This is a genomic window from Streptomyces lacaronensis (genome assembly GCF_047337785.1).
GTDB classification, from domain to species: Bacteria; Actinomycetota; Actinomycetes; order Streptomycetales; family Streptomycetaceae; genus Streptomyces; species Streptomyces lycopersici.
The window spans coordinates 9,199,974-9,223,880 of sequence record NZ_JBLHDK010000003.1 but is presented as its reverse complement, the minus strand read 5'-3'; the positions used below and the strand labels follow the sequence as shown (position 1 = coordinate 9,223,880).

The following is a 23,907-nucleotide window of genomic DNA, read 5'->3' as shown; positions in this document are numbered from 1 at the left end:
GCAGCGACCTGTTCCGTCCTCCGAAGCCGTTCACGCTGCGGACGCCTGTGCGAGGCCAGGGGCCTCGTCGGTGAGCCCCCACCGCCGCAGTTGGTGGCGGACGAGCAAGTGCACACACTCGCGGTCACCGGACTGTCGCGTCAACTCGACCAGCACGGACGCGAATTCAGGCGCACGCTCCTCCAGCCACGCTCCAGGGACGTCGACGTCGACGGGGTCCCGCTCGGGCCCCTCATCGGCGAGTGCCGGTGAACCGGCCGCCTCGGTGCCTCCTGACTCCTCGCGGGACAGCATGTGCCCTGCTCGGCCTCGAACACCTCGGCCGCTTCGTTCCCACCAAGCCTCCAGGCATCCGACCGTGCCCACGGACCAGCGCTGTGCTCGGGTGGGTCGCCGACGTACTCGAAGAAGTCCCGGAAGCCGCGCCAGGTGCCGTGTTCCGCCGCGGCGCGCGATGTCGGGTTGTAGCGCACCTGCTGCGGTTGCCTCCCGTACAGCGAGGTGAGGACGCCGTGGAGGACCGGTTCGTTGGGCTCGACCCACTCCGGGCCGTTGTTGCGCGCGGCCCCGGTCACAGGATCGTGGCCGGCGTTGGCACCCGGAAGGCGTTAAACGTCTGCGCGAAGTACTCCGCAGCGTCGCGTGCCGACCAGTTGCGCTCGCCGGTCGAGGTGGCGGGCCGTCCGCCCACTGTGCCGCTGCTCCCATCGCCAGCTTCTGCCGGAATGCCTGCTCCACGAGGCGTTGTCGTGGCTCGTCGAGGACGAAGAAGTAGAGGGCATGAGCCAGTTCGTGCATCGAGGAGGAGTATTCGTCGGCCTGGGTGTCGGTGCCCCCATCCGCGGTGGACACGCTCTCGCCGAGCAGATTCTCTTCAGGAATCCTGATCTCGCCCGTCACCGCATCGGTCGATGCGTCCGTGAGGTCCTGCCGACCTCGCGGCGTGACGATCACTTGGACAGGACGTGTGGTGCCAGGCACCGTCCAAGGCTGTCTCACGCCGATGCGCGTCAGGAGATCAGCGGGAAGCACCCGCGCGAGCTGGCGCGACAGTTCGGCGCGGACCGCTGTCGGCCACTCGACATCCGGCGGCACCACGCTCATGCCGCGCAGGGCATCCGTCAAGGCCTCGTCGACTCCCGGCTGGAACCAGTCGACACCCCATTCGACCTGCTCCGGCTGTCCCGTTGCCGCACTGTGCCCGTGCCCCGACCGGTGGGCGGCCGGAGGCGCGGGATACCCGGAGCGGGATCCGGACGCTTGATAGGGAGGTTGGGTCGAACTGCCCTCATGGGGTGGAGCTCTCCTCGGTGACCCACGCCAGGCCACTCCACGTGGCCCTCTGGTCGGGATCGCCCGCTCCTGCGGCGTGGCTCCCTCTGCGGTCTACTGGCACTTCCCGTCCGAGGGGGACCTGCGCTCCGCCGTGCTCGACGTGGAGTACACCTCCCTGATCGAGAACGTCCAGGCGGCCCTGGACAGCGCCGCGGAACAGGACGAGCCGCTGGTGGTGGCCGGAAACACCTACATCGCCTGGGCGCTGGCCCATCCCGGCGCCTACCAACTCCTTTTCGAGAGCCATGACGAACTGCCCGCCACGCGGGCCGATCAGGGTCCCGGCCTCCAGCGGCGCGTCGTGGAGCTGGCCCGCCGCGTCGACTCCGACGCCCCCTTCGCCGCCGCCCTCATGCTGTGGTCCGTATGGCACGGCATCGTGTCGCTGCGGCTGCACAAGAACGAGTGGGACTGGGGCATGTCAGCGGAGCAGGCCAACCTCCGGATGATCTCGGCACTCACCCGGCAACGCCCCTAGCCGATGAGGCGACCCCCGCGGGCGCGGTGCCGGCCGCTTGTGCCGGTCCGCCGAGGCTGGTGCTGCTGCCACCAGCATGATTGCTTATCTGGCCGCTCGCCCACGGCGGAGGCAGCATGGATCCGCAACCTTCGTAGAGTTCCTGGGAGACTGGCATGAAGGCATGGCGGCTGGAGACGGCGGGCCCGTCGTTGCGGTTGCTCGACGTTTCGGACCTCACCCCCCGGCCCGGTTCGGTGACGATCCGGATCGAGGCATGCTCGGTGGTGAGCTACCTGCGCCAGTACGTCGAAGGAAAGCTGCCCGGCTACAACCCGCCTGACGGTACGTTCACGCCGGGCACCAACGGCATCGGCACCATCGCCGAGGTCGGCGCGCAGGTGTACGACCTCACGCCCGGCCAGCGCGTGCTGACCACGGGCAGCGTCACCGCCGCAGAGAACGTGCCGGAGCCCGCGGTCGCGCTGCTGTCCATGACCGCCGCACCGGCGAACGCCGCCCTGCTCAACGACTGGCCCGAAGGCACACTGGCGGAGGTGGCGATGGCTCCGGTGTCCGTCGTGACGCCGATTCCGGCGGAACTCGACGACGTACCGAGCGAGCGGCTCGCGGTCATCACCCGGTGCCTCGTCCCCTACGGCGGCCTCCGGCGCGGGCGGCTGGAACCGGGCGAGACCGTGGTGGTCAACGGGGCGACCGGCGACTTCGGCCAGGCCGCCGTGTACGTCGCGCTCGCCATGGGCGCCGGCAAGGTCGTCGCGGCCGGCCGCAACCGGACCGTGCTCGACCGTCTCGGCAAACTCGACCGGGTCGTACCGGTCGGACTCACCGGTGACGTGGACGCCGATGCCCAGGCACTGCGCGCCGCGGCTGGCGGCGGTGCGGACCTCGGTTTCGACATGATCGGAGGCGCGACCGACACCGCTGCCACCGAGTCGACCCTCGTGGCGCTGCGCCGCGGCGGCCGCCTCGTTCTGATGGGCAGCGCACGGGCTCCCCTGCCGGTCGACTACACCCAGCTGATGATGACCAACCGCGAGATCATTGGGCACTTCATGTATCCGGCCGGCGCCCCCGCACAGCTGCTCAAGCTCGCGGCGGGAGGCCTGCTCGACCTGGAGGGAATCCAGATCGCCACCTTCCCCCTCGACCAGCTCGACGCCGCTATGGACAAGGCAGCCGAGTCCGGCGGACCGCTCGTCGTCGTCCAACCCAACTGAGACCGGTCCCCCACCGCCCGGGAGAAGCCGGTCCCGTGCCGAAGTCCGCCGCGCAATCGGCTCCTTGCCGAGCCCGCTGGGTCTGCGGACCCATAACGCCGGCCAGGCGGACCTCGGCTCCGTCGAGGACACCCCGCCGAGTCGTTCGCCGCGCAGATCGCGACGAACTTCTGGGGTGTCGTGCATGTGACATGGGCCGCGCTGCCCGTCCTGCGCCGGCAGGGGTCCGGTCACTTCGTCCAGGTCTCCTCGCTCGGCGGCCGTATGGGCACACCGGGCCCTGGCCGCGTATCAGGCCGCGAAGCGGGCGGTGAACACCTTCTCGCTGTCGCTCGCCAAGGAGATACGTCCGCTGGGCCTGAAGGTGACGCTCGTCGAACCTGGTGACCTGCGGACGGACATCCTCGGCTCGGACTCCATGACGGTGCTGCCGCGCAGCGCGGCCTACGAGGAGTTGGTCGGCTCGGTCGCGACGCGCCTCGCCCAGCACCACGGTGAGCAGCCGGGCGCCCCCGGACGCGCCGCCTCGGTGATCGTCGACGTGGCCCCCGCGAACTGGCGGCCTCCGACGCCCGGTGGAACCAGGGCGCGGTCTCCCTGCTCCTCGACTTCGACTCACTGCCGCGCAGCCACCGCAACCTGGTCCGGCTCGCCTTCTGTCACGAGGGCTACCGCGCGCTCTTCGGCGACCAGTGGCAGGCGATGGCGCGGGAGGCCGTGGCGGCGCTGCGCATGGAGGCCGGACGCCACCCCGACGACTCCTCTCTCCAGGCACTGGTGGGCGAACTGGTCATCCGGGACGGTGACTTCCGCAACTGGTGGGGCGCCGCGTCGGTGAGCGCACCCAACCTGCGCCGCAAGATCTACCGCCATCCGCTCGTCGGGGAACTGGCCCTGGACGCCCACATGCTGGCCGTCGAGGGACAGCTCGGACTGACGCTGGTGACGTACACCGCGCAGCCGGGATCCCGTTCGGAGGACGCCCTGCGCTGCCTCCTCCAGTGGAACGGCGAACCGGGCGAAGGCCCCCCCGGATGACCTCAGAGGCTCGATGCCCGAACGCGCCCGTCCCCTAGAGGGCCGTCGTCACCGGCGCCAGCCAGGGAGTCAGTCTGGCCGCGGCGAGACACCTGGCCGCCGCCGGGGCCGAGGCCGGGCCGCCGTCGACGGCGTGCGCGCGGCGGTACCGGAAGCCTCGGTCCGCATGGAACTCCTCGACGCGAGGAGTCGCTTGACCGCTGCGGTTCCGGCGGTTGCGGGTGGACGCGCGGCGGGTGCTGGAAGCCGGCCGCGCCGAAGCGGCCGCCGAGCGGCCGACCGAGGTGCTCCGGCTGTGGCTGGCGCCGGTGACCTCTGAAGGACCGTCTCTGTCGACCACACGCTGGGCGCCCCAGGTCGCCGCCCTCCCCGAGCGCTTCCGCGACGGAGAGCTCCAGGTGAACCCGCGCGGTCCACCCCGCGCTCCCGCCCCGGCATCCTGCCGAGGCGCTGCGCCATACGGCCGAGACGCTGGCGTCCCACCGAGCCGGACGACTGACGAAACAGTGACGGTGGCCGCCAGTTCCGGCGTCAGCGCGACGTCACGGGCCATCCTGGTGCGATCGGCTGTTCGTTCGGGCCGGTGTCGGACGCGTTCCGGCACCGCCCCACGACGTTCCCGGGGAGCCGCCGAGCCGGATGCGGACGCATAGCCCCAACGGTCACCACGAATGCCCCTTGGGCCATGGGCGGCGCAGGCGCCGCGGGCCCCGTCGACACAGGGGCGCCCCAATAAACTATTTACATAAGCGAATGATCAAATCGCCCTGGCACGCATGGCGTAAGCCACCGCATGAGCCCGGTTCTACAGATGCAGCCGCACGATCACCGTGTGCAGAACGTTCTTGATGGTGCGCTCGGCATAGTTGAGCCGGGAGGCGATCTCGGCCGTGATCAGCCCCTCCGCGATCAGCGAGAGGACCTCCGTCTCCCTGCGGGTAAGCTCGCCGAGGGGCGAGTCCACCCCGTCCGAACCGCCGCGCTGCCACACCCTCACCCGGGCGACCAGCTCCTTGACCATCTGGGGCGGGATCTCGGTGCGGCCCCGGCTGCCCGCCACCAGCGTGCCGACCGTCCCCTCCAGGTCGACCTGCCCACGGACCAGATAGCTGACAAGGCCGTGGCTGATGGCTCGGACCAAGAGCGCACCGCCGCTGATGCCGTCGGCGACCAGCGCGATGGGCAGCTCACCGTCGTCGCAGCAGTGAGCCACCTCTTCCATTCCATGGCGGCGATGGTCCGGCCGGTGACCCTACCGCGACGAACAGCGCCACGTCGGCCTCGCCGGCCCGTTCCCGGGGGACGACCGTCGTGGCAGGGGTGGACCGGAGGTAGGTCACCACGCCTTCCGCCGTGATCGGATCGTCCGCCACGACCACCACGGCGACGGAGCGGGAGGTCCGCGTGTCCGGCGCGGCCGGGTTGAGCTCGGCGGACGGGTTCGGAGCGTTCACGTGCTTTTCCTCATGCCTGGCGGGCGTGCCCTGCCGCCGACGACTCGTGACGACGCGGCGGTACGGCCCTGAGACGCGGCGACCGGCCAGGAGTGCCGGAGCGCGCGCAGCCGGGAGGGGACGCCCTCGATGGCTCTGCGGGCGGGTGGCACCGTTGTCTCCCACCCGGCGGAGCCGCTTGCTCACAGGGTGGGGAACCGGTCCTGTGCCTCCGGCGGGGTGCCGCGGTTCCACGGCAGGATCTCGCCCCGGTGGACCGGTTCGCCGTACATCAAGGGGTCCGGGCGCTTCGACAGGACCAGGCCCAGCACGGCGCCCGCGACCTCCTCCGATGTCCCCGCCGACACTCGGCGCGACCACGGGCCGCGGGGGGGCGGGGATCCGGGGCACTCCGCCGCGACCAGGGCCGCGTCGGCCATGTCCCGCGTACGCCGTTCGGTGGCGACGGCACGCACCGCGGCGACCTGGGCCACCTTCGACGGGATGCGCAGGTGCAGGGCACTGCGCCACGACTCCACGGCGCTCGACCTGTTCCAGGGCGGCCCCGTCGAAGAGGTTCTGCAGACGCGGGTCGAGGTGACCGAGCGTGCCGTGCGCGCCGGCGACCACGACGAGCCGGCCGCCTGGCCGCAGGAACGGTCCGAAGGCGCGGAGCATCGCGTGGGTGGCGACGTTGGTGATGTCGATGAACGCGTCGGCCTGGTCCACCTCGGGCGTGTGCGGCTCGACCGTGCCCACGGCGCCCGAGATCACGACGTCCAGATCGCCGTACCGGGTGCGCAGTTCCTGCGCGCGGTGGAAGACGATGGCGGTGTCGGTGACGTCGAGGATCCATCCCTCGACGCGGCTGCGGCAGCGGACCCCCCGGCGATCGACTCGGTGGCGTCGAAGACCCGCTGGGCGTCACGCCCGGCCGCCAGGACAACATCGCCACTTCCCATGCGGGCCGCCATCCCCTGGGCGAGTGCCCGGCCGAGGGGTTGGTCCGCCCCAGTGACCAGGGCGATGCGTGGATCTGTCATGCACTTCACGCTAAGGACGCGCAGAACATGAGTCCAACGATAGTTCGGCACACCCCCCATGCGATTTCATCATTGTTTGATGAGGTCGCTGAACCGTCCCGGGGCCGTTCTAAGGGGCGATGTCGGTGTCGAGGGCGGCGGCGCGCAGCGCCTCGGCGACCCGCTCGGTCGCCTCCTGGGGCGGATGCGGAAGCCGGGCGAGCAGCAGGCGGCGCTGCTCCTGCGCGCCCCCGCGCACCGGCCGCACGACGACCCCTTCGGGTGCCGCTCCGGCGAGGGCGACCGGGACCGTCGTCAGGCCGCAGCCGGCTGCGACCAGATGCAGCTTGGCCAGCCAGTCCCGGGCGGTATGCGCGATCTCGGGCCGCTCGTCGAGCCCCGGCCACACCCCCATCAGCCGATCGTCCCCCGAGCCCGGCGCGGCGATCCACCGCTGTCCCCGCAGGTCGGCGACGTCGACGTAGTCACGGCGGGCCAAAGGGTGGGCGACCGGCAGCGCGAGGTACAGACTCCGCTCGGTGAGGGTCTGGGACACCAGCGAGGGCGACTCCGCGTCCAGCGGACGGAACGGAGGTGCGGAACTGATCAGCGCCAAGTCGATGCTGCCCGTGCGCAGCGCCCGGACGAGGGCGGGAGTTCCGCCCTCGCGGGTCATGACAGTGATGCCGGGGTGCGAGACGCGCAGCGCCGCGATCGCCTTCGGCAGCAGGACTGCTCCCACGCTGGGCAGCCACCCGACCCTCACTGTCCCGCCCTGATCCGGCAGTCCGGAGAGTTCGCGGGCGGTGCGGTCGATCTCGTCGAGGGCCACCGAGGCGCGCCGCAGAACCAAGTGGCCCGCGGCGGTCAGGCGAACGCCCTCGCGGCGGCGCTCCAGGAGCCTGGCGTCGGCTACCCGTTCGATGGAGGCGATCTGGCGGGAGACGCCCGACTGGGTGTAGCCCAGCGACTCCGCGGCAGCCGTGAACGTCCCCTGTTCGGCCACGGCCCGGAACACCCGCAAGGCGGTGAGTGACACATCCCTGAAGTCCATGACACTTACGCATACCACATGTGCTGAACTCTCGTTTGTCTCATGGAGAGAGCAGACCTACGGTGAAAGCCGTGGAGCTGCGCCGCCGGGCGCGCGCACCTGATTCAGACCGAGCGAGCGAGGAGTTCGGCATGCCCCTTCTGACCACCCCCTTCGGTTTCAGCAGCACCGCGGCCGAGGTGGCGGCGGGCGTCGACCTCACGGGACGCCGTGTCGTGGTCACCGGCGCCTCCTCCGGCCTGGGCGCCGAGACCGCGCGGACGCTGGCCTCCTGCGGGGCGGAGGTCACCCTGGCGGTCCGCGACCTAGTGGCGGGTGACCGGACCGCCGAGGAGATCACCCGGTCGACCGGGAACAAGGACGTCCGTACCGCACGGCTCGACCTCGCCGACCCCGCCTCGGTGGCCGCCTTCGGCGCCACCTGGCACGGGCCGCTCCACATCCTCGTGAACAACGCCGGGATCATGGCTTCCCCGGAGGAGTACACGCCCCAGGGCTGGGAACTGCAGTTCGCCACCAACCACCTGGGGCACTTCGCACTCGCGACCGGTCTGCATCACGCACTCGCCGAGGCCGGCGGCGCGCGCGTCGTGGTGGTGAGTTCCACCGGGCACCAGCGCTCGCCGGTCGTCTTCGACGACCTGCATTTCGACTTCCGGAGCTACGACCCGTGGGCCGCGTACGCCCAGTCGAAGACGGCCAACGTCCTGTTCGCGGTGGAGGCGACGCGCCGCTGGGCTGCCGACGGCATCACGGTGAACGCGCTGATGCCGGGCGCCATCAAGACCAACCTTCAGCGGCACATCGGAGGCAGCAGCGGCCGGGTGCCGGCCGACCAGCTGAAGTCGGTGGGGCAGGGGGCCGCGACGTCCGTCCTGCTCGCTGTCTCCCCGCTGCTGGAAGGGGTGGGCGGCCGCTACTTCGCCGACTGCAACGAGGCCGAGGTCGTCGACTGCCGGACAGGTAATCTCCATGGCGTCGCCCGCTACGCCGTCGACGCCGACAACGCACGGCGACTGTGGACTGTCTCCGAGAAACTGCTCGCCGAGATCCGCTGAGATTCGTCCGGCCCGTCCGCCCTCCGCCCATCGCCGTGGTAATCGAGGTTCCTCATGTCCGACCTGGTCCAGCGCGAAGAACTCGGGGGCTTCCTACGGTCCCGTCGCGAAGCGACCGACCCCCTGTCAGCGGGCTTTCAGCCCAGCACCCGGCGCCGTACGCCCGGACTCAGACGAGAGGAACTCGCCCAGCTCGCCGGCCTGAGCGTCACCTGGTACACGTGGATCGAGCAGGGCCGGGACATCAGCGTCAGCAGGCAGGTGATCGAGAGTCTCGCCGCCGCACTGCGGCTTTCCGAGCCCGAGCGTGCCCACCTGTTCACCCTGGCAGGTCTCGCGCTGCCGCCGAGCGGCCCGCACCCCCGCACGGTGGACCCCCTGCTGAGCCGGCTGGTGCAGGAGCTGTCCCCGCGACCGGCCTATGTGATGACCCCCTGGTGGGATCTGCTCGCCTACAACGAGGAGTACGCCGAGTTGCTCGGCGGGCTGGACCAACGGCCCGAGGGCGAGCGCAACATCCTGTGGCTGACCTTCACCGAATCGCGCGGCTCCGGTCTGTTCGTGGACTGGATGGGCGAGGCCCGCTCACTGGTGGGCCAGTTCCGGGTGGCGTTGGCACAACACCCCGACGATCCGCGCGGACCGGAACTCCTGGAGACCATGAAGAAGGCGTCCGAGACGTTCTGCGAACTGTGGGACGAGGGCGGCATCAGCGGATTCAGCTCATCCCGGAAACAAATCCACCATCCGCGCCTCGGACGCGTCGATCACGACTACATCAAGCTGGCCGACGCGCACGACGAGCAGCAGTCGCTGATTGTCTTTCTCGAAGCCGAATTGACCGTGGAAGCGGACATGGTCGCTCAGGCGTAGCGCCAGAAGAACCTGGCACCGCCAAAAAGGCGCGGAGCCCGTTCTCACGGACTCCGCGCACTTCCTTTCTGAATTCTTTCTCACCCCGGCCCCGGCGAGAGGCCCTGGTGTCAGGCAGACGGGCGGTGGAAGCACTCAAAGAGGTTGCCGTCCCGGTCGGCCACGATGGTGCGCACCCCGCCGGCCGCCTCGGTCGGGCCGTCGATCACCGAACCGCCCTCCTTCACGAAGGAGTTGACGGCCGCTTCGAGGTCGTTGACGTGCAGCGTCGCCTCACGGTGCATCTTCTTCAGCGTGTCCGCGTCCCCCTCGATGACGAGGAACGGACCGACAACGGCGAGCCGGAGACCCGGGAACTCCAGGATCGGCGCCTCGTCGACGCCGGCCAGCGCCTGGTAGAGGGGAAGAGCCTCCGTGATGCTGGACACTTCGATGCGGGCGGAAATGGAGTCGATGAGATTGTTCATGCGAATACGATAAACAGCGGGCGCAGTAGCCAACAAGTCGGTACCCGGGTGCCAATTGCAACACCCTCCAACTGGACCATCCGGCGATCAGGGTGGTGCGAACACCAGCATAAGCGACACCCAAGCAAGGGGATGTGTCAGCCTTTTCTTCCATGCATTCTGTTGTCCGTAAACAGAAAAACCTTGGAGGAAAATATGGCGAAGGCACCCCGTATCGCACTGGTCACCGGAGCGACCCAGGGCCTGGGCCTCGCGCTCGTCAAGGCCCTGGCGCAGCAGCTCAACGAAGGCGACATCGTGTACGCCACGGGCCGGGACGGCGTCCGTCTGAAGGAGGTCGCCGCCGAACTGGCGGCCGTCGCACCCGCCGAAGTGCGCGACGAGCTCTTCGACGTCGCCGACCCCGACCGCGCACAGCAGTTGGCCGACACCCTGGCGGAGCGACACGGCGGGGTCGACATCGTCTTCAACAACGCCGTGATGGGTGTCGCTCCCGGCGACGACGCCAGCGCCATCGTGGACGCCTACACACAGGTCAACAACTTCGCCACCACACGTGTGCTGCGTGCGTTCGGCCCCCTGGTGCGGGACGGGGGACGGCTGATCGTCGTCGCGAGTTCGCTCGGCACCCTGTCGTACCTCGCGCCGGTGCTGCACGGCAGATTCGACAACCTCGGCACGCTGGACGACGTGGACGCCTCGGTCGCCGCCTGGCGGGACGCCGTGCAGGACGGCAGCGCCTTCGGCGGGCCCTGGCCGGCCTTCGTCAACATCCCCTCCAAGATCGCCCAGGTCGCGGCCGTACGTACCCTGGCCGCCCAGCGGCGTGCGGACGACCTGGCGCGAGACATCCTCGTCGCCTCCGTGTGCCCGGGCATGATGAACACCCGCACCTCACAGGCGTGGTGGGACGTGAGCGACGCCCCCACTCCGGACCAGGCCGCCGTCGCCCTGCTGGACATGGTGAAGCAGCCCGTACAGCCCGAGCAGTACGGCGAGTTGGTGCGCGACGGCCAGGTGGTTCCCTGGCGCCCTGCCGCCTGACGACTCCCTGGGTCCCGTCCGGTTCCGCCCGTCCATCCGTCCGAAGGGAAGCATCATGGCAACCACGCTCAAGCACGTGATCGAGGCCAACAAGCCCCTGGTCGTCCCCAGCGTCCACGACGGCATCTCCGCCCTCCTCATCCGTGAACTGGGCTTCGAATCCGCCTACCTGGGCAGCTACGCGACCGGCGCCACCAAGTACGGCCTGCCGGACATCGGCTACATCGGTCTGGAGGACATGGCCGACCAGGTGCGCCGGCTCGCGCCGATCGTGGACGTGCCGATCATCGTCGACGGTGAAGGCGGCTGGGGCAACCCACTGCACACCGCTAACGCCGTGCGGGTGCTGGAGCGGGCGGGCGCGGCCGCCACCCACATCGACGACCAGCTCTTCGGCAAGCACATCAAGGCCACCGCGGACCTGGAGACGACGCAGCGGACAGCCGACAAGATCAAGGCCGCCGTGGACGCCCGGAAGTCCGAGGACTTCATGGTCATCGGGCGGACCGACGCGTCCAAGCGCGGCGCTCCGGTGGACATCCAGCTCACCGCGATCGAGCGGGTGCTCGCCTATGCGGAGGCGGGCGCCGACGGGGTGTTCATCGCGGGACGTCTGGACGAGGAGCGCTGGGCCCTGCTGAAGTCCGAGTCCAAGGTGCCCGTCTTCACCGTGGACTTCCCCGGACGCACCGCCGCCGAGATCGGCTCGTGGGGTGTCGACGTCGTCCTGTACAGGGCGCTCGGCCCCTTGGCCGCGGTCCACGCCATGCGTATGGCGTTCCAGACACTGCTCCGCGAGGGATCCACGATCAGCATCGAGTCCGACATCGGCACCCTGCCGGAATTCGACACGTTCCTCGGCATCGAACAGGCACGTGAAGACGCCCGCTCCTACGGCCTGCTCGACGACTGACATACCCCGGACCGGCCGGCCTCGCGACGCGGACCTCTCCGCGGAACACCCGACGCCCCCACAGGCGACAGCCCGACGTCTGCACGCCGAAGCGACTTTCGGCCCGCGGTCCGCCGGACCCCGCCCCATCCCGCATCTCCTCCGGCACCAGATAGGCCACACCATGCCTTCCTCAGCCAACACCACCTACTTCCACGGCGCCCACGTCATCACCGGTGACGGCCGGACCGTGATCGCGGACGCCGGGATCGTCGTCGACGACGGTGTCATCGTCGACATCGGTCCGCAGGACCTGCTGACCGTGCCGGAAGGCGCCGCCCGTGTCGACCTGACCGGCAAGACGGTCATGCCCACCATCGTCAATCCGCACGGTCACATCGGCTACATGCGGGACGCGACCGTCTCCAAGGACAACTATTCCCTGGAGAACGTGCTGGACCACCTGCACCGACTCGCGTACTACGGCATCAGCGTCTTCCAGTCCCTGGGCACCGACCGCGACGACGTGGAGATCAGCCTGCGCAACGCGCAGCGCTCCGGGGAACTCAGCGATCCGCAACTGCCGCTGCTGTTCACGGCCGGGACCGGGCTCGTCGCGCCGACTCCCGGCGAGATCAACGGTGGTCCCTACTTCGCCACCGACGTCGTACACGAGGTCACGACCGCGGACGAGGCCCGCGTCACCGTCCGCGAACTCGCCCGCAAGCGACCCGACGCGATCAAGTTTTGGGTGGACGACCGCTGGGGCACGCGCAACAAGCTGACGCCCGAGGTGTACACCGCGATCATCGAGGAGGCACACCGCCTCGGCTACCTCGCCATCGCGCACATCTTCGAGCTGGAGGACGCCAAGGGGGTCCTGCGGGCCGGCGTGAACGGCATCGCCCACATGGTCCGCGCCCCCGGCCCCGACGCGGAGCTGATCGAACTCCTCCAGCGCGACGATGCCTTCGCGTTCACCTCGATGGGCATCCAGCGCACCGCCTACGACACCAGCGGCTGGCTGACCGAGCCGGCGCTGACGGACACCGTCTCCGTCAAAGCCCGCAAGGAGGTGGGCGAGCACCTCGCCACGCTCACGCCCGCGGCCGTGGAGAAGGGCATGACCGGCTACCGGGTTCTGGAGGACAGCCTGCGCGCCTACGTCGAAGGAGGCGTCCGCGTCCTGCTGTCGGCCGACACCGGCGCGCGCACCCAGTTCTTCGGCATCGCCGAGCACCGTGAGATCGAGTCGATGGCCCGGGCCGGCATGCCGGTGCTCCAGGTGATCCGCTCGTCGACACAGCTGCCGGCCGAAGTCCTGGGACTGACCGACCGCGGCACGCTCGAACCCGGCAAGCGTGCCGACCTGCTCGTCCTGGATGCCAGCCCGCTGGACGGCATCGCCAACACCCGCCGCATCCACGCCGTCTACTTCGCCGGCCGCGCCGTCGACCGGGAGGCGCTGCGCGCCCGTTGGGCGCCCGAGACCACCCGTTGAATCCCCGGCCGCCCCCGCCTGCCCACGTCCCTACCTCTCCAGCACCACCGAAAGGAACATCTCCCATGGACATCGTCGACTCACAGATCCACCTCCACATCACGCTGAACGCCGAGGAGACCCTGGCCTCCATGAACTCCCTGGGCATCCAGGCGGCGGTGATCGACGAGTTCTGGGGCTTCGACGAGAAGACCGGCCGCGGCAACCCCGGCATCCTGCTGCCGGAACACCGGGCCTTCCGCGCCACCGCCCCCGGCGCCGAACTCGCCTCCATCCGCAACCCGGAGCGCTTCTCCTACCTGCTACGCATCCACCACCGCGACCCGCAGCTCACGGCCGGCGTCAAGGCCGTCGCCGACGCGCCGCACGCCCGAGCGGTGCGGATCGTGGCCCGGATGGAGGAGGACGTCAAGGAACTGGCGGACGGCGCCTACACACCCGTCTTCGACGCCGCCGCCGACAACGGCCTGCCGGTCTTCACGATGGTCCCGCGCGTCGCTCCCCTGCTGCGTCCTTACGCACAGGCCCACCCGGAGACCACCATCGTCGTCGACCACGTCGGCATGCCGGAGAACGACGCCGAGTTCGAGGACGTACTGCGGCTGGCCGACCTGCCGAACGTCGCCATCAAGTGGGGTCACGGCCCCGAGCTGTTCCACGCGGACACCTACCCCTTCGAACCCGCTGTCGACAAGCTGCTGCGCGTCCTCGACGCCTTCGGCCGCGAGCGGGTCATGTGGGCGAGCGACTACTCGGCGATCAGCGGCGACCACCGCTGGGCCGACGAACTCTTCAGCATCCGCGAGAGCACCCGGCTCAGCGCGCAGGACAAGGAGTGGATCCTCGGCGGCACGGTCCGCAAGATACTCGACTGGCCGCGCCCCGCGGAGCTGTACACGCCCCCGAAGATCCGCCACTGAGTATCCGGCCACCGGCCGCGAGGCCGGTGGCCGGCTTTCGCCGACCGCGGTCCGCTCCACCGGGTGGACACACCTCCCACTCGATCACCGTCCCCCGGGAGAGCACGATGACCCCCGCACAGCGTGCCGAAAGGCACCGCCACACCGACGCTCACCTGTCCGCGCGCTTCGACAGGGAGGCGGTGCCCCTCCTGGGGCATCTGCGCGCCGGCGCGATACGCCTGACCGGAAACCCAGTCGACGGTGACGACCTGCTCCAGGAGACCTGTCTGCGGGCCTGGACATCCTTCGGCTCGTTCGCCGAGGGCACCAATCTCCGGGCCTGGCTCAACCGCATCCTGGTCAACACCTTCATCAACGACTACCGCAAGCGGGCCCGTGAACCACACCGACTGTCGATCGACGAGACCACCGACGCGCGCTGGGGCCCTTCACCCGACCACTGTGGGCTGGGCCAGTCCGCCGAGGCAGCGGCCTTCGGGCGGCTGATCGACAAGGACGTCAAGGCCGCCTTCGCCCTGCTGCCGCGCAGCCATCAGCACGTGCTCTACATGGCCGACGTCGAGGGCTACACGTACAAGGAGATCGCCAGGCTCACAGGAACACCGGTCAACACTGTGGGATCACGTCTGATCAGGGCCCGGCGCCGGCTGCGCACGCTGCTCGACACCGAGCAGTCCGGCCGCCGTTGAGCCGACACTGACACCCGCCCCGGTTTCTGTCATCCAGTTCTCCGCAGTATCTCGCACCACTGAAGGACCATCATGTCCAAGACCCCGTCTCACGCTGCCCCGGTGACCGACGATCCGTCTGCCGCGTCGGCCGCCTCCGGCGACGCCGAGGCGCCGATCCCCCACCGGAAGATCCTGCAGACCCTGTCGGGCCTCCTGCTCGGCCTGTTCGTCGCCACCGTGTCGTCCACCATCGTCTCCACGGCGCTCCCGACCATCCTCGCCGACATCGGCGGCGGGCAGAACGCCTACACCTGGGTCGTCACCGCCCCGCTCCTGGCCCTGACCGCCTCGACACCCATCTGGGGCAAGCTGTCGGACCTGATGAGCAAGAAGTTCCTCGTCCAGTTCGCGCTGGTGCTCTACATCGTCTCCTCCGTCGTCGCCGGTCTCGCGCAGGACGCGGGCACTCTGATCGCGTGCCGGGCCGTGCAGGGCATCGGTGCGGGCGGCCTGACCGCGCTGGCACAGATCATCATGGCGGCCATGGTCCCGCCGCGGCAGCGGGGCCGCTACAGCGGATACCTCGGGGCCGCCTACGCCCTCGCCACGGTCGGCGGCCCGCTGATAGGCGGTGTCATCACCGATGTCAGCTGGCTCGGCTGGCGCTGGTGCTTCTACGCGGTGATCCCCTTCGCGCTGATCGCCATGGCGGTGCTGCACCGCACGATCGACCTGCCGGTGGTCCGGGCCGGAGCCCGTGTGGACTGGCTGGGCGCGGTGCTGGTGACCGCCTTCGCCTGCCTGCTGATGGTGTGGATCACCCTCGCCGGGGCCCAGTACGACTGGCTGTCGTGGCAGAGCGCCGTGATGGTGCCCGGTGCCATCGTCCTCGGCCTGCTCTTCGTGCTGGCCGAGTCCAGGGCGAGCGCGCCGCTCGTGCCGCTGCGGCTCTTTCGCAACGCGACGATCACGCTGTCCTCGCTCGCCGGGCTCTTCGTCGGTGTGGCCATGTTCGCCGGCACCATCTTCATGAGCCAGTACTTCCAGCTCTCCGAGGGCCGGACGCCCACCATGGCGGGCCTCATGACCACTCCGCTGGTCGGCGGCCTGCTGGTGGCCTCCATGCTGTCGGGACGGATCATCACCCGGACCGGCAAGTGGAAGATGTCCCTGGTCGTCGGCGGTGTGTTCCTGACCGCGGGTGCCCTCCTGCTGGGCACCCTGCGTACGGGCACCCCATACGGGCAGTCCGCCCTCATCATGATCGTCTTCGGAGTGGGTGTCGGCCTTCTGTTCCAGAACCTCGTGCTCGCCGTGCAGAACCAGGTCAGTGCCGGTGATCTCGGTTCCGCCAGCTCCCTGGTCTCCTTCTTCCGCTCCCTGGGCGGCGCGCTGGGCCTGTCCGCTCTGGGAGCCCTGCTGGGCAGCCGGGTCGCCCACTTCGAGGCCACCGGCTTTGCTTCCTTTGGCGACGCGCCCTCATCCGGCGGGTCCGGTATCCCCCGTCTGGCGTCCCTGCCCGCCCCGGTCCGCGAGGTGATCGAGACGGCCTACGGTCATGGGATCGGTGACGTCTTCCTCGGCGTCGCGCCGTGTTCCCTGCTGGCACTGGTACTGATCCTGTTCATCCGGGAGACCCCGTTGCGCTCGTCGAACGCGGAGGTCCCCGCCGACGTCCCGGCTCCCCGGGCAGACCCCTCTTGACCCGACTCCACAAACCGGCCGGGCTTGCGTGATCAGGCTCCGTGCGCGGTGGCGTCCAGGATCAGACGCACGATGGCGTCGGGGTGGGTGACGAGCGAGAGGTGGCGCCACGCCAGCTCGATGGTCTTCGCCCCCATCCGCCGGGCGAGGAACCGTTCCAGCTCGGGGGAGGTCGTGCGGTCGTTCCCCGACACCGCGTACCAAGGTCGGCCTGGTGCGCCAGGCGGCGACCGTGGTCGTCGACGTGGGGAAGAGCGAGTCGGTGATGCGGCCCCTGCGCGGCGTACAGGGCGAGGGCCCGCCGTCGCGGCACACCTCCCGCGAAGTCACGCAGGAAGCCCTTCTCGCTGTGCTGTTTGTATCCGCCGGACTCCACCAGTTCGGCACTGGCAGGCGGAGTGGGGAAGGTCCCGGCCAGGGCCGTGTAGTCCTCGCCCGCCTCGGGCGCGCGGGCCGCGACGCAGACCAGGCCCGTCACCTCGGGATGGAGTCCGGCCTCGGTGATGACGGCGCCGCCCCAGGAGTGCGCTGCGAGCACCGTCGGGCCGTCCCTGGAGATCCAGCGCACGGCGGGTGGCGGCCACGTCGTCGGCCAGGGAGCTGAGCGGATTCTGTACGGCGGTGACGTTCAGGCCCGCCGCCTGGAGCCGCTCGATGACATCGGCCCAGGACGAGCCGTCGGCGTAGGCGCCGTGGACGAGGACGACGTTCTTCACCCGGCGGAGCCGGAGGCGGCGGCCGGTCGACGCGGCGCCGGCTGCGCCGCCGAGGCCGGGCCCGTGGCGAGCCCGGCCGCTGCCGCGGCCGCTCCCGCCGTCACGACGCCTGAGAAGGTGTGGCGACTGATCATGTTGGTGGTTCCCCTCGTGGAAAACGTGTCGCGCCGGCACACCGCGCGCGTCACCGCCGCGAGCACGCACCGTCCGCGGGCACCGCTCGCCCGGGTGTCGACTTCATCCAGCCGTGCCGCGTCGGTCCGCCCATCGACCCGAACGGGCAGGGACGAGCAGCACCCACCACTCGTCGCACCGGCGTGGCCACACGCGATATCTCCGCGGGTCATGAGAGTTTCCGAAGGGAGCCGCCGGGGTGGGGGCGGTAGCGCGCGGCGGGTCTCCCCGACGGCTGACGGACCGGATAAGGCACATGGGCCCCGGCCGCGGCGGTCACACGCCCTGCCCTTGCGGGCCCTCGCCACGCCCCATCAGACACCTGTCCGGCCGGCTCGGGCCGCAGGACGGCCGTATCGCCCATGATGATCTCCGGATCCCCCGGATCCGTTCCTGCCGGGATCGTGTCGCCTCCCGCTCGTCTCGGCCGGGCGGTCGGCCGGGCCGTGGCTGGGGAAGTCGCACGGCCGGCAGAACGCCCCGGCCTCCTCGTCCACCGTCGCGCATCCCATGCAGTACGCACTTGCCCGGGCACACGTATCGCCCTAACGTATGGTGACATGGCCAGTACTGGTGAAAAAGTGAGTGAGCGCCCGGACGCCCTGGCCGACTCGGAGTCGCAGTGCTCCATCGACAAGGTCGAGCTGGCTCTGAGCATTCTGGAAGGCCGGTGGAAGCTGCTCATCGTGCACCACCTGCTCGTCCGCCAGCCGCAGCGGTTCTCCGAGCTGGAGCGGGCCATCCCGCGCGTGACACAGAAGATGCTGATCCAGCAGCTGCGCGCCCTGGAGGCCGACGGGGTGGTGCGCCGGATCGTCTACCCCGAGGTCCCGCCGCATGTGGAGTATGAACTGACCCCCGCCGGGGCGGCGCTGACCCCGGCCCTCAACGCCCTCCACGACTGGGCCGCCCACTCGTGTCCGGACGGAGCCGCCCTGCGCGCCCTCAAGAACTCGACGGGTCCCGCGGCCCGGCGGTGACCTCCGACAGCAGGTGCAGACTCCGGCCCACGACGTCCATGGCGGGGGTCACGGAAATCTCCAGGACCTGCATGATCTCGCGGGCCGTGGCCCCGGCGTCAAGGCAGCGGTGCACATGCCCGGCCACACCCGGCAGGAAGATGTGGGTGGGTGTGGCGTCGAACGCGAGGTAGATCAGCTCCTTCAGTTTCCGGTCGAGTATGTCGTTGTTCCACGCCACCCGGGTCCAGTCGGACATGAGATCCGCCAGCTCGGGCGACACCCGTGCGAAGTCGGCCATCTGTCCCGCGGCGCCCGCCCACTCCGCGACCATCGAGCGGCTGATGTTGCGCAGGGTGTCACGCGGCGCTGCGCCGGGACCGGGCAGCCGGCCCTGCGACTGGAGGGCCTCCAGAGTGATCGGCACGGTCACGGCCACTCCGTGGTAGCCCATCACGGCGGTCAACTCGATGACCTTGGCCAGCTCCAGGACGTCCGCACCGGCCTCCAGCGCGGTCCGCATGCAGCTCTCCATCTGGACGGGATCGTAATAGGAGATGTTGCCCTGGACGACCATGCCGATGAGGGCTGCTTCCCGGCCGGTCAGTTCGCGTTCCTCGGCCGCCGCGTAGGCACGGCGTGCGACGACGGCGAAGTCCGGGTCGATGCGCTCGACCAGGGCGAGCGCAGCGGCGCGGGCGACGGGTGCGCCGGGATGCCCGGCGGCACCGGAAACACGGGAGGACATGTCACGCTCCCGTCACGTGGCTCAGGCCGGCCTCGCGACGGGCCAGGGCGAGCAGTTCCAGCGAACGGCGACGGCCCTCGTGGGTGTGGTCGGTGGGGGTGACGATGATCTCGTCCGCCTGTGACATCTCCGCCAGATCCGTGAGGCGGTCCCGCACCGTGGCGGTCGAACCGACCAGCGACAACCGCAGTATCCGACCGACCGTGTGCCTCTCGTGGGGCTGCCAGTAGGCGTCGATGTCGTCGACGGGTGCGGGCAGCGGGCGCCAGGGACGGCGGAAGATGTTGTTGACCATGTACTGCTGGTAGGCGGTGAAGGCGTGCCACGCCTCCCCGTCGGTGTCCGCGACGACCGTGTTGGCGCTGACCATCACATACGGCCGGTCGAGCTGCGCCGACGGCCGGAACTCCGCGCGGTACGTGGCCAGTGCCGGTGCCAGATTGTCAGGCGCGAAGTGTGAGGCGAAGGCGAACGGCAGCCCCAGTCGGCCGGCCACGGAGGCGCCGGACGGGCTCGATCCGAGCACCCACAGGGGCACTCGTTCGCCCGCGCCGGGGTACGCACGCACCGGGGCGTCCGGCTCGGGTTCGGCCAGGTAGGACCGCAGTTCCTCGATGTCGTGCGGGAAGGAACCGCCCGCCCGGCGCAAAGCCAGCTGCGTCGGCTCGTCGGTCCCGGAGGAACGGCCGAGCCCCAGGTCGACGCGGTCGGGATACAGGCTTGCCAGGGTGCCGAACTGCTCAGCCACGATCAGCGGGGCATGGTTGGGCAGCATGACGCCGCCGGCGCCGACCCGGATCGTGGAGGTGCCGTCGGCGACGTGTCCGATCAGTACTGCGGTCGCGGCACTGGCGACACCGGGTGCGTTGTGGTGCTCGGCCAGCCAGAACCGACGGTAGCCCAGCTCCTCGGCGTGCCGGGCCAGGTCACGGGTGTGACGGAGGGCGACACGGGGGGTGGTCTCGTCGGTGATGAACGCAAGATCCAGTACGGAGAGCGCCGGCAGGGGCGGGGTGGTGGGCATCGGTGTCCTTGTATGTCGTCGGATCGATGGAGAAGGCGCGGGGCAGGAGGCGAGTGCTGTCCCGGCGGGTCCCGGGCCCGGCGTCAGGCTCGGGCGGACGTCCGGGTTCACGGGTCCGGGCGGGCGGACGTCCGGGCTTACCGGCTCCGGGGTCCGGCCTCAGGCGCGGGCGGATGTCCGTGCTTGCGGGTCCTGTGCGATGCCCGGCACCAGAGCGGGTGCCGTCGGCCGGGTACCGGGGCCGTGAGTGACGGGCGTACGCCGTGCCAGGGCGTCGAGGAAGGGGCGGGTGGCCAGCCCGAGGGCGCTCTCGGCGTCCGCGTCCGGGGCGTACCGCCCGCCCTTGAGCGGCACCTGGGTGCCGAGCACGAAGCGTCCGGGGGCCATCTCGTCGGCACCCAGTGCGGCGAGCACGGGCCGCAACGCATGGTCGAGCATCAGGACGTGCGCGAGGGTGCCGCCGGTGGCGAGCGGAAGCACCGCCCGGCCGGCCAGCGCCTTCTCCGGCAGCACGTCGAGGAGCGCCTTCAGCAGCCCCGAGTAGGAGGCCTTGAAGACGGGCGTGGCGACGACGACTCCGTCGGCGCGCTCGACGCCGTCCAGGACGGCCGCGAGGCGGGGGTCGGAGACCTGGCCGGACAGCAGTGGCGCGGCGGGCAGATCACGTACGTCGACCGGTAGGACATCGTGTCCCGCGGCGGTCAGGAGGCCGTCGACGTGGCGCCGTACGGCCGCGGTCCTGGACTGCGGCGAGGGACTCGCGGACAGGGACAGGACGGTGGACATGTGCGGCGCCTCTCGTCGTACGGCACCGTCACACGGTGGGAAAGGTGTCCATCCAGATGATCTCCAGCGTGCGGTGCGTGATGCGCCAGCCCTCATGGCGGCGCTCCAACTGGTCCACGAAGAAGCCGGTCTGGATGAGGTTCCAGCCGTTTCCGTCGGTGCTGCCCTTGTGGGTGTGCATGTGCTGGGTGCGGGCCGTGGCGTGGTCGCCGTCGATCACGACCGTGGAGAAGCCCTGGAAGTGCTGCCACTTCTGCAGGGTGCTCATCGACCCCTCGGCACCGCGCATCACCTCGACCAGCTTGCGGTAGTCGAGGCCCTTCAGAGACGCGTCACCGGTGACGGAGTAGTCGACGGTGGCACCCGGGGCGAAGACGGTGTCCCACTGCTCCAGGACGTTGTTGTCACCGTCCTCGTGCAGGTCCTGGCCCAGGCCGTAGCGCACGATCAGGTCCTGTATCGCCAGCCGGTCCTCGACGTACTGGAGGCGTTCTTCGAGGGAGCGGCCGGACTTCGTGGTGCTGGCGTTGTTCGTCATGCTTCAAACGTAGGTCGACACCCCCTGAACTGGAAGTACAGACAAAAAAGTAAGTATGCCGTCGCTGCTGTGACGGCCGACACCCGCACGTGTCCCCGTCCTGGCTGTGGCTGACGTACCGCCTGCGCGGCCTCCGGGCCGCGAAGGGCCATCCCGCATGACGCCTCCTCACCCCGTTGGTCCGGGGGACTGGACGAACGACCTGCGGACGGTCGGCGCCGAGCCGAACTTCATGTCCATCAACGCCACCACCGAAGTCGATCTGATGGGGCAGGCTGCCAGCGAGACCATCGCGGGCCGCTACTGGTCCTCCTCCGGCGGGCAGGCCGACTTCGCGCGCGGGGCGATGTACTCCCCCGGCGGCAAGGCGTTCATCGTGCTGCACTCCACCACCCACGACGGGCGCGGCCGCATCCGCTCCCAGCTCACGCCGGGCAGTGTGGTGACGACGCTGAAGAACACCATCGACCACGTGGTCACCGAGTACGGCGTCGCGGAACTGCGGGGCGCGAGCCTGGACGAGCGGGCACGCCGGCTGATCGGCATCGCCCACCCCGACCACCGGGACGAACTGCGCTTCCACGCCCGCGGGGCAGGGCTGCTGCTCTGCCACGCCGGCCACTGACCACGCGGCCCGCCGGGCCACGGAGGGCCGAGCGGCGCACCGGGTCACGGGGCGGGCGGCCGGGTCGCGGCATGTGGCTCGGCCCGGGCCTTGAACATGGCTCGGGAAACGCCCGCTGCCGCGTCCGGCAGGTCGGACACGGCAGAGGTGTTCCCCTCGACGGCGGCGTGGGGCGGGCGGCCGCGGATCAGTTCCGCGGCATGCTCACGACCTGGGTGTTGGTGTACTCCTGTACGCCTTCCACACCGTTCTCGTGACCGATGCCCGACTCCTTGTGGCCGCTGAACGGGATGCCGGGCGCCAGCACCTGCGCCGCGTTCACCCATACCACTCCGGTGTCCAGCCGTGCCGCCACCTCCGCGGCCGCTTCCGGGTCGCTGCTCCAGACCGAGCCCGCCAGGCCGTACTCGGAGTCGTTGGCCCGCGCCACGACCTCGTCCACGGACGTGTAGCGCAGCAGGGGCACGATCGGCCCGAACGGCTCCTCACGGACGATCCGCGAGTCGTCCGGCGGGTTGTCCACGACCGTCGGGTGAATGAAGTAACCCCTGCCTTCGGGGATGTCGCCCTTGACCAGGAACCGGTGCCCGGCCTGCTCGGTCGCCTCGATCAGCTCGCGTACCCGCTCGTACTGGCGCCGGTTCTGGACGGGGCCGAGTTTCACCCCCTCCTCGGCCCCGTTGCCGACCACGGCCGTCTCCGCGATCTTGGCAAACCGCTCCGCGAACGCGTCGTAGATCGAGTCGTGGACATAGACACGCTTCGCGCCGATGCAGATCTGCGCCGAGTTGATGAAGGCCGCCCAGAACACCTTCTCAACCGTCGTGTCGAGGTCGACGTCCGGGAGCACGATCGCGGCGTCGTTGCCGCCCAGTTCGAGCGTCACCCGGGCCAGCCGCTGTGACGCGGTCGCCATGACCGCCTTGCCGGTGGCCGTCGACCCGGTCAGTGAGATCTTCGCGACCCGCGGGTCGGAGGTGAGCCTGTTGCCGAGACCGCTGGTGCCCGACACGATGTTCAGCACTCCGGCCGGCACCACGTCTCGGACCAGTTCCCCGAAGCGCAGCATCGTCAGCGGAGTGTAGGGGGACGGCTTGAGCACCAGGGTGTTCCCGGTCAGCAGCGCCGGGCCGACCTTCCACACGGCCAGGGCGACGGGGAAGTTCCAGGGCACGATGCCGACGACGACACCGTAGGGGGTGTGGCGTACGCGCACGGTCCGGCCGCCTTCTTCTCGGGTCTCGTCCGCGTGGTACTCGAACTCGGCCATGGTGGCCAACCAGCGCGCCGAGCCCGCCCATTCGAGACGGGCAGCCTGCAGCGGCTTGCCCTGCTCGGCGGTGTGCAGAGCGGTCAGCTCGTCGAGGTTCTCCTCGATGAGCCGGGCCATCGACACGAGCACCTTCCGGCGCTCCGCAAGGGGAGTGTCCCGCCACGTCGAAAAGGCGCGTCCGGCGGATTCCAGGGCCTGTTCGTACTGGGCGTCGGTGATGTCCGGTGCCGTCCCGACCACTTCCTCCGTCGCCGGATTGAGTACGTCCGCCGGGGTTCCTTCGGCCGGTACCGACCTGCCGTCGATGAGCATGGGGTAATGCGGAATGCGCGTAGTGATTGTCGACATGAC

Annotated in this window: 26 protein-coding genes and 2 pseudogenes; 16 read left to right on the top strand and 12 right to left on the bottom strand. The window is 70.0% G+C overall.

What is annotated here, in order from left to right; genetic code table 11:
- Window positions 1–30: 30 nt before the first annotated feature.
- Complete coding sequence (locus ACMTAK_RS39995; RefSeq protein WP_413810670.1) at window positions 31–294, bottom strand: hypothetical protein; 264 nt, start codon at window positions 292–294, stop codon at window positions 31–33.
- A 1,075-nt stretch (window positions 295–1,369) separates the two neighbouring features.
- On the opposite strand from ACMTAK_RS39995, the gene ACMTAK_RS39990 reads away from it, so the two are divergent.
- From ACMTAK_RS39990 to ACMTAK_RS39970, 5 genes and pseudogenes are all read left to right on the top strand, one after another.
- Entirely contained in the window at window positions 1,370–1,813 is a 444-nt protein-coding gene (locus tag ACMTAK_RS39990) for a TetR-like C-terminal domain-containing protein (protein ID WP_413810669.1), read from the top strand.
- A gap of 155 nt (window positions 1,814–1,968) precedes the next feature.
- Complete coding sequence (locus ACMTAK_RS39985; protein WP_413810668.1) at window positions 1,969–3,033, top strand: zinc-binding dehydrogenase; 1,065 nt, start codon at window positions 1,969–1,971, stop codon at window positions 3,031–3,033.
- Between the two features lie 147 nt (window positions 3,034–3,180).
- A pseudogene (locus tag ACMTAK_RS39980) lies at window positions 3,181–3,300 on the top strand (short-chain dehydrogenase/reductase); the annotation flags it as partial.
- Between the two features lie 13 nt (window positions 3,301–3,313).
- Window positions 3,314–3,433, top strand: a pseudogene (locus ACMTAK_RS39975) (SDR family NAD(P)-dependent oxidoreductase); the annotation flags it as partial.
- 155 nt (window positions 3,434–3,588) lie between these two features.
- Window positions 3,589–4,071 carry an MmyB family transcriptional regulator gene (locus ACMTAK_RS39970; RefSeq protein ID WP_413813144.1) on the top strand — a complete coding sequence of 161 codons (483 nt, stop codon included), beginning with the start codon at window positions 3,589–3,591 and terminating at the stop codon, window positions 4,069–4,071.
- 805 nt (window positions 4,072–4,876) lie between these two features.
- Here ACMTAK_RS39970 and ACMTAK_RS39965 read toward each other — a convergent pair.
- The 3 genes from ACMTAK_RS39965 to ACMTAK_RS39955 form a co-directional block, all read right to left on the bottom strand.
- Window positions 4,877–5,284 (bottom strand): response regulator transcription factor, encoded by a 408-nt coding sequence (locus ACMTAK_RS39965; RefSeq protein WP_413810667.1) that lies wholly within the window; start codon window positions 5,282–5,284, stop codon window positions 4,877–4,879.
- Window positions 5,259–5,525: a hypothetical protein gene (locus tag ACMTAK_RS39960; RefSeq protein WP_413810666.1), complete on the bottom strand. Its 267-nt coding sequence runs from the start codon at window positions 5,523–5,525 to the stop codon at window positions 5,259–5,261. The genes ACMTAK_RS39965 and ACMTAK_RS39960 overlap by 26 nt, the downstream gene beginning before the upstream one ends.
- Before the next feature lie 182 nt (window positions 5,526–5,707).
- Complete coding sequence (locus tag ACMTAK_RS39955) at window positions 5,708–5,998, bottom strand: hypothetical protein (RefSeq protein WP_413810665.1); 291 nt, start codon at window positions 5,996–5,998, stop codon at window positions 5,708–5,710.
- Between the two features lie 10 nt (window positions 5,999–6,008).
- Here ACMTAK_RS39955 and ACMTAK_RS39950 point away from each other — a divergent pair, with 10 nt between their 5' ends.
- Entirely contained in the window at window positions 6,009–6,578 is a 570-nt protein-coding gene (locus ACMTAK_RS39950; protein ID WP_413810664.1) for a hypothetical protein, read from the top strand.
- A 78-nt stretch (window positions 6,579–6,656) separates the two neighbouring features.
- Here ACMTAK_RS39950 and ACMTAK_RS39945 read toward each other — a convergent pair whose 3' ends face one another.
- The gene (locus ACMTAK_RS39945) at window positions 6,657–7,580 is read right to left on the bottom strand and encodes a LysR family transcriptional regulator (protein ID WP_413810663.1); all 924 of its coding nucleotides are present in this window, start codon (window positions 7,578–7,580) and stop codon (window positions 6,657–6,659) included.
- 131 nt (window positions 7,581–7,711) lie between these two features.
- Here ACMTAK_RS39945 and ACMTAK_RS39940 point away from each other — a divergent pair, with 131 nt between their 5' ends.
- Window positions 7,712–8,638, top strand: coding sequence for an SDR family NAD(P)-dependent oxidoreductase (locus ACMTAK_RS39940; RefSeq protein WP_413810662.1), 927 nt, complete (start codon window positions 7,712–7,714; stop codon window positions 8,636–8,638).
- 54 nt (window positions 8,639–8,692) lie between these two features.
- Window positions 8,693–9,511, top strand: coding sequence for a helix-turn-helix transcriptional regulator (locus ACMTAK_RS39935; RefSeq protein ID WP_413810661.1), 819 nt, complete (start codon window positions 8,693–8,695; stop codon window positions 9,509–9,511).
- Between the two features lie 110 nt (window positions 9,512–9,621).
- Here ACMTAK_RS39935 and ACMTAK_RS39930 read toward each other — a convergent pair whose 3' ends face one another.
- Complete coding sequence (locus ACMTAK_RS39930; protein ID WP_413810660.1) at window positions 9,622–9,978, bottom strand: VOC family protein; 357 nt, start codon at window positions 9,976–9,978, stop codon at window positions 9,622–9,624.
- Between the two features lie 195 nt (window positions 9,979–10,173).
- Between ACMTAK_RS39930 and ACMTAK_RS39925 the strand changes: the two genes are divergently transcribed.
- The 6 genes from ACMTAK_RS39925 (at window position 10,174) to ACMTAK_RS39900 (ending at window position 16,713) form a co-directional block, all read left to right on the top strand.
- Entirely contained in the window at window positions 10,174–11,022 is an 849-nt protein-coding gene (locus ACMTAK_RS39925; RefSeq protein WP_413810659.1) for an SDR family NAD(P)-dependent oxidoreductase, read from the top strand.
- Window positions 11,023–11,077: 55 nt separating this feature from the next.
- Window positions 11,078–11,935: an isocitrate lyase/PEP mutase family protein gene (locus ACMTAK_RS39920; RefSeq protein WP_413810658.1), complete on the top strand. Its 858-nt coding sequence runs from the start codon at window positions 11,078–11,080 to the stop codon at window positions 11,933–11,935.
- A gap of 163 nt (window positions 11,936–12,098) precedes the next feature.
- Entirely contained in the window at window positions 12,099–13,415 is a 1,317-nt protein-coding gene (locus tag ACMTAK_RS39915) for an amidohydrolase family protein (protein ID WP_413810657.1), read from the top strand.
- Between the two features lie 65 nt (window positions 13,416–13,480).
- Window positions 13,481–14,335, top strand: a complete 855-nt coding sequence (locus ACMTAK_RS39910) for an amidohydrolase family protein (protein WP_413810656.1) — start codon at window positions 13,481–13,483, stop codon at window positions 14,333–14,335.
- Window positions 14,336–14,442: 107 nt separating this feature from the next.
- A complete protein-coding gene (locus tag ACMTAK_RS39905) occupies window positions 14,443–15,027 on the top strand; it encodes a sigma-70 family RNA polymerase sigma factor (protein ID WP_413810655.1) in 585 nt (194 codons plus the stop codon).
- Between the two features lie 156 nt (window positions 15,028–15,183).
- A complete protein-coding gene (locus tag ACMTAK_RS39900) occupies window positions 15,184–16,713 on the top strand; it encodes an MDR family MFS transporter (RefSeq protein WP_461773846.1) in 1,530 nt (509 codons plus the stop codon).
- 32 nt (window positions 16,714–16,745) lie between these two features.
- On the opposite strand, the gene ACMTAK_RS39895 is transcribed toward ACMTAK_RS39900, so the two are convergent.
- Window positions 16,746–16,907 carry a hypothetical protein gene (locus ACMTAK_RS39895; protein WP_413810653.1) on the bottom strand — a complete coding sequence of 54 codons (162 nt, stop codon included), beginning with the start codon at window positions 16,905–16,907 and terminating at the stop codon, window positions 16,746–16,748.
- A gap of 1,277 nt (window positions 16,908–18,184) precedes the next feature.
- On the opposite strand from ACMTAK_RS39895, the gene ACMTAK_RS39890 reads away from it, so the two are divergent.
- A complete protein-coding gene (locus ACMTAK_RS39890) occupies window positions 18,185–18,583 on the top strand; it encodes a winged helix-turn-helix transcriptional regulator (RefSeq protein ID WP_413810652.1) in 399 nt (132 codons plus the stop codon).
- On the opposite strand, the gene ACMTAK_RS39885 is transcribed toward ACMTAK_RS39890, so the two are convergent.
- The 4 genes from ACMTAK_RS39885 to ACMTAK_RS39870 form a co-directional block, all read right to left on the bottom strand.
- Window positions 18,549–19,310, bottom strand: a complete 762-nt coding sequence (locus ACMTAK_RS39885) for a carboxymuconolactone decarboxylase family protein (protein ID WP_413810651.1) — start codon at window positions 19,308–19,310, stop codon at window positions 18,549–18,551. The two genes, ACMTAK_RS39890 and ACMTAK_RS39885, sit on opposite strands and share 35 nt — an antisense overlap.
- 1 nt (window position 19,311) lies before the next feature.
- On the bottom strand, window positions 19,312–20,334 hold the full coding sequence (locus ACMTAK_RS39880) for an LLM class flavin-dependent oxidoreductase (RefSeq protein WP_413810650.1): 1,023 nt from the start codon (window positions 20,332–20,334) through the stop codon (window positions 19,312–19,314).
- A 159-nt stretch (window positions 20,335–20,493) separates the two neighbouring features.
- Window positions 20,494–21,120 (bottom strand): NADPH-dependent FMN reductase, encoded by a 627-nt coding sequence (gene ssuE, locus ACMTAK_RS39875; protein ID WP_413810649.1) that lies wholly within the window; start codon window positions 21,118–21,120, stop codon window positions 20,494–20,496.
- 28 nt (window positions 21,121–21,148) lie between these two features.
- On the bottom strand, window positions 21,149–21,658 hold the full coding sequence (locus ACMTAK_RS39870) for a nuclear transport factor 2 family protein (RefSeq protein WP_413810648.1): 510 nt from the start codon (window positions 21,656–21,658) through the stop codon (window positions 21,149–21,151).
- 157 nt (window positions 21,659–21,815) lie between these two features.
- Here ACMTAK_RS39870 and ACMTAK_RS39865 point away from each other — a divergent pair, with 157 nt between their 5' ends.
- Window positions 21,816–22,283 (top strand): acetyl-CoA hydrolase/transferase C-terminal domain-containing protein, encoded by a 468-nt coding sequence (locus ACMTAK_RS39865; protein WP_413810647.1) that lies wholly within the window; start codon window positions 21,816–21,818, stop codon window positions 22,281–22,283.
- A 187-nt stretch (window positions 22,284–22,470) separates the two neighbouring features.
- On the opposite strand, the gene ACMTAK_RS39860 is transcribed toward ACMTAK_RS39865, so the two are convergent.
- Window positions 22,471–23,904 (bottom strand): aldehyde dehydrogenase family protein, encoded by a 1,434-nt coding sequence (locus ACMTAK_RS39860; protein WP_413810646.1) that lies wholly within the window; start codon window positions 23,902–23,904, stop codon window positions 22,471–22,473.
- Between the last annotated feature and the right edge of the window lie 3 nt (window positions 23,905–23,907).

What these genes read in the sequence shown, in the direction of transcription:
- ACMTAK_RS39995 (WP_413810670.1), bottom strand. Translation starts at nt 294, where the DNA reads ATGCTGTCCCGCGAGGAGTCAGGAGGCACCGAGGCGGCCGGTTCACCG.
- ACMTAK_RS39985 (WP_413810668.1), top strand. Translation starts at nt 1,969, where the DNA reads ATGAAGGCATGGCGGCTGGAGACGGCGGGCCCGTCGTTGCGGTTGCTC.
- ACMTAK_RS39950 (WP_413810664.1), top strand. Translation starts at nt 6,009, where the DNA reads ATGCGCAGGTGCAGGGCACTGCGCCACGACTCCACGGCGCTCGACCTG.
- ACMTAK_RS39945 (WP_413810663.1), bottom strand. Translation starts at nt 7,580, where the DNA reads ATGGACTTCAGGGATGTGTCACTCACCGCCTTGCGGGTGTTCCGGGCC.
- ACMTAK_RS39940 (WP_413810662.1), top strand. Translation starts at nt 7,712, where the DNA reads ATGCCCCTTCTGACCACCCCCTTCGGTTTCAGCAGCACCGCGGCCGAG.
- ACMTAK_RS39935 (WP_413810661.1), top strand. Translation starts at nt 8,693, where the DNA reads ATGTCCGACCTGGTCCAGCGCGAAGAACTCGGGGGCTTCCTACGGTCC.
- ACMTAK_RS39930 (WP_413810660.1), bottom strand. Translation starts at nt 9,978, where the DNA reads ATGAACAATCTCATCGACTCCATTTCCGCCCGCATCGAAGTGTCCAGC.
- ACMTAK_RS39925 (WP_413810659.1), top strand. Translation starts at nt 10,174, where the DNA reads ATGGCGAAGGCACCCCGTATCGCACTGGTCACCGGAGCGACCCAGGGC.
- ACMTAK_RS39920 (WP_413810658.1), top strand. Translation starts at nt 11,078, where the DNA reads ATGGCAACCACGCTCAAGCACGTGATCGAGGCCAACAAGCCCCTGGTC.
- ACMTAK_RS39915 (WP_413810657.1), top strand. Translation starts at nt 12,099, where the DNA reads ATGCCTTCCTCAGCCAACACCACCTACTTCCACGGCGCCCACGTCATC.
- ACMTAK_RS39910 (WP_413810656.1), top strand. Translation starts at nt 13,481, where the DNA reads ATGGACATCGTCGACTCACAGATCCACCTCCACATCACGCTGAACGCC.
- ACMTAK_RS39905 (WP_413810655.1), top strand. Translation starts at nt 14,443, where the DNA reads ATGACCCCCGCACAGCGTGCCGAAAGGCACCGCCACACCGACGCTCAC.
- ACMTAK_RS39885 (WP_413810651.1), bottom strand. Translation starts at nt 19,310, where the DNA reads ATGTCCTCCCGTGTTTCCGGTGCCGCCGGGCATCCCGGCGCACCCGTC.
- ACMTAK_RS39880 (WP_413810650.1), bottom strand. Translation starts at nt 20,334, where the DNA reads ATGCCCACCACCCCGCCCCTGCCGGCGCTCTCCGTACTGGATCTTGCG.
- ssuE (WP_413810649.1), bottom strand. Translation starts at nt 21,120, where the DNA reads ATGTCCACCGTCCTGTCCCTGTCCGCGAGTCCCTCGCCGCAGTCCAGG.
- ACMTAK_RS39870 (WP_413810648.1), bottom strand. Translation starts at nt 21,658, where the DNA reads ATGACGAACAACGCCAGCACCACGAAGTCCGGCCGCTCCCTCGAAGAA.
- ACMTAK_RS39865 (WP_413810647.1), top strand. Translation starts at nt 21,816, where the DNA reads ATGACGCCTCCTCACCCCGTTGGTCCGGGGGACTGGACGAACGACCTG.
- ACMTAK_RS39860 (WP_413810646.1), bottom strand. Translation starts at nt 23,904, where the DNA reads ATGTCGACAATCACTACGCGCATTCCGCATTACCCCATGCTCATCGAC.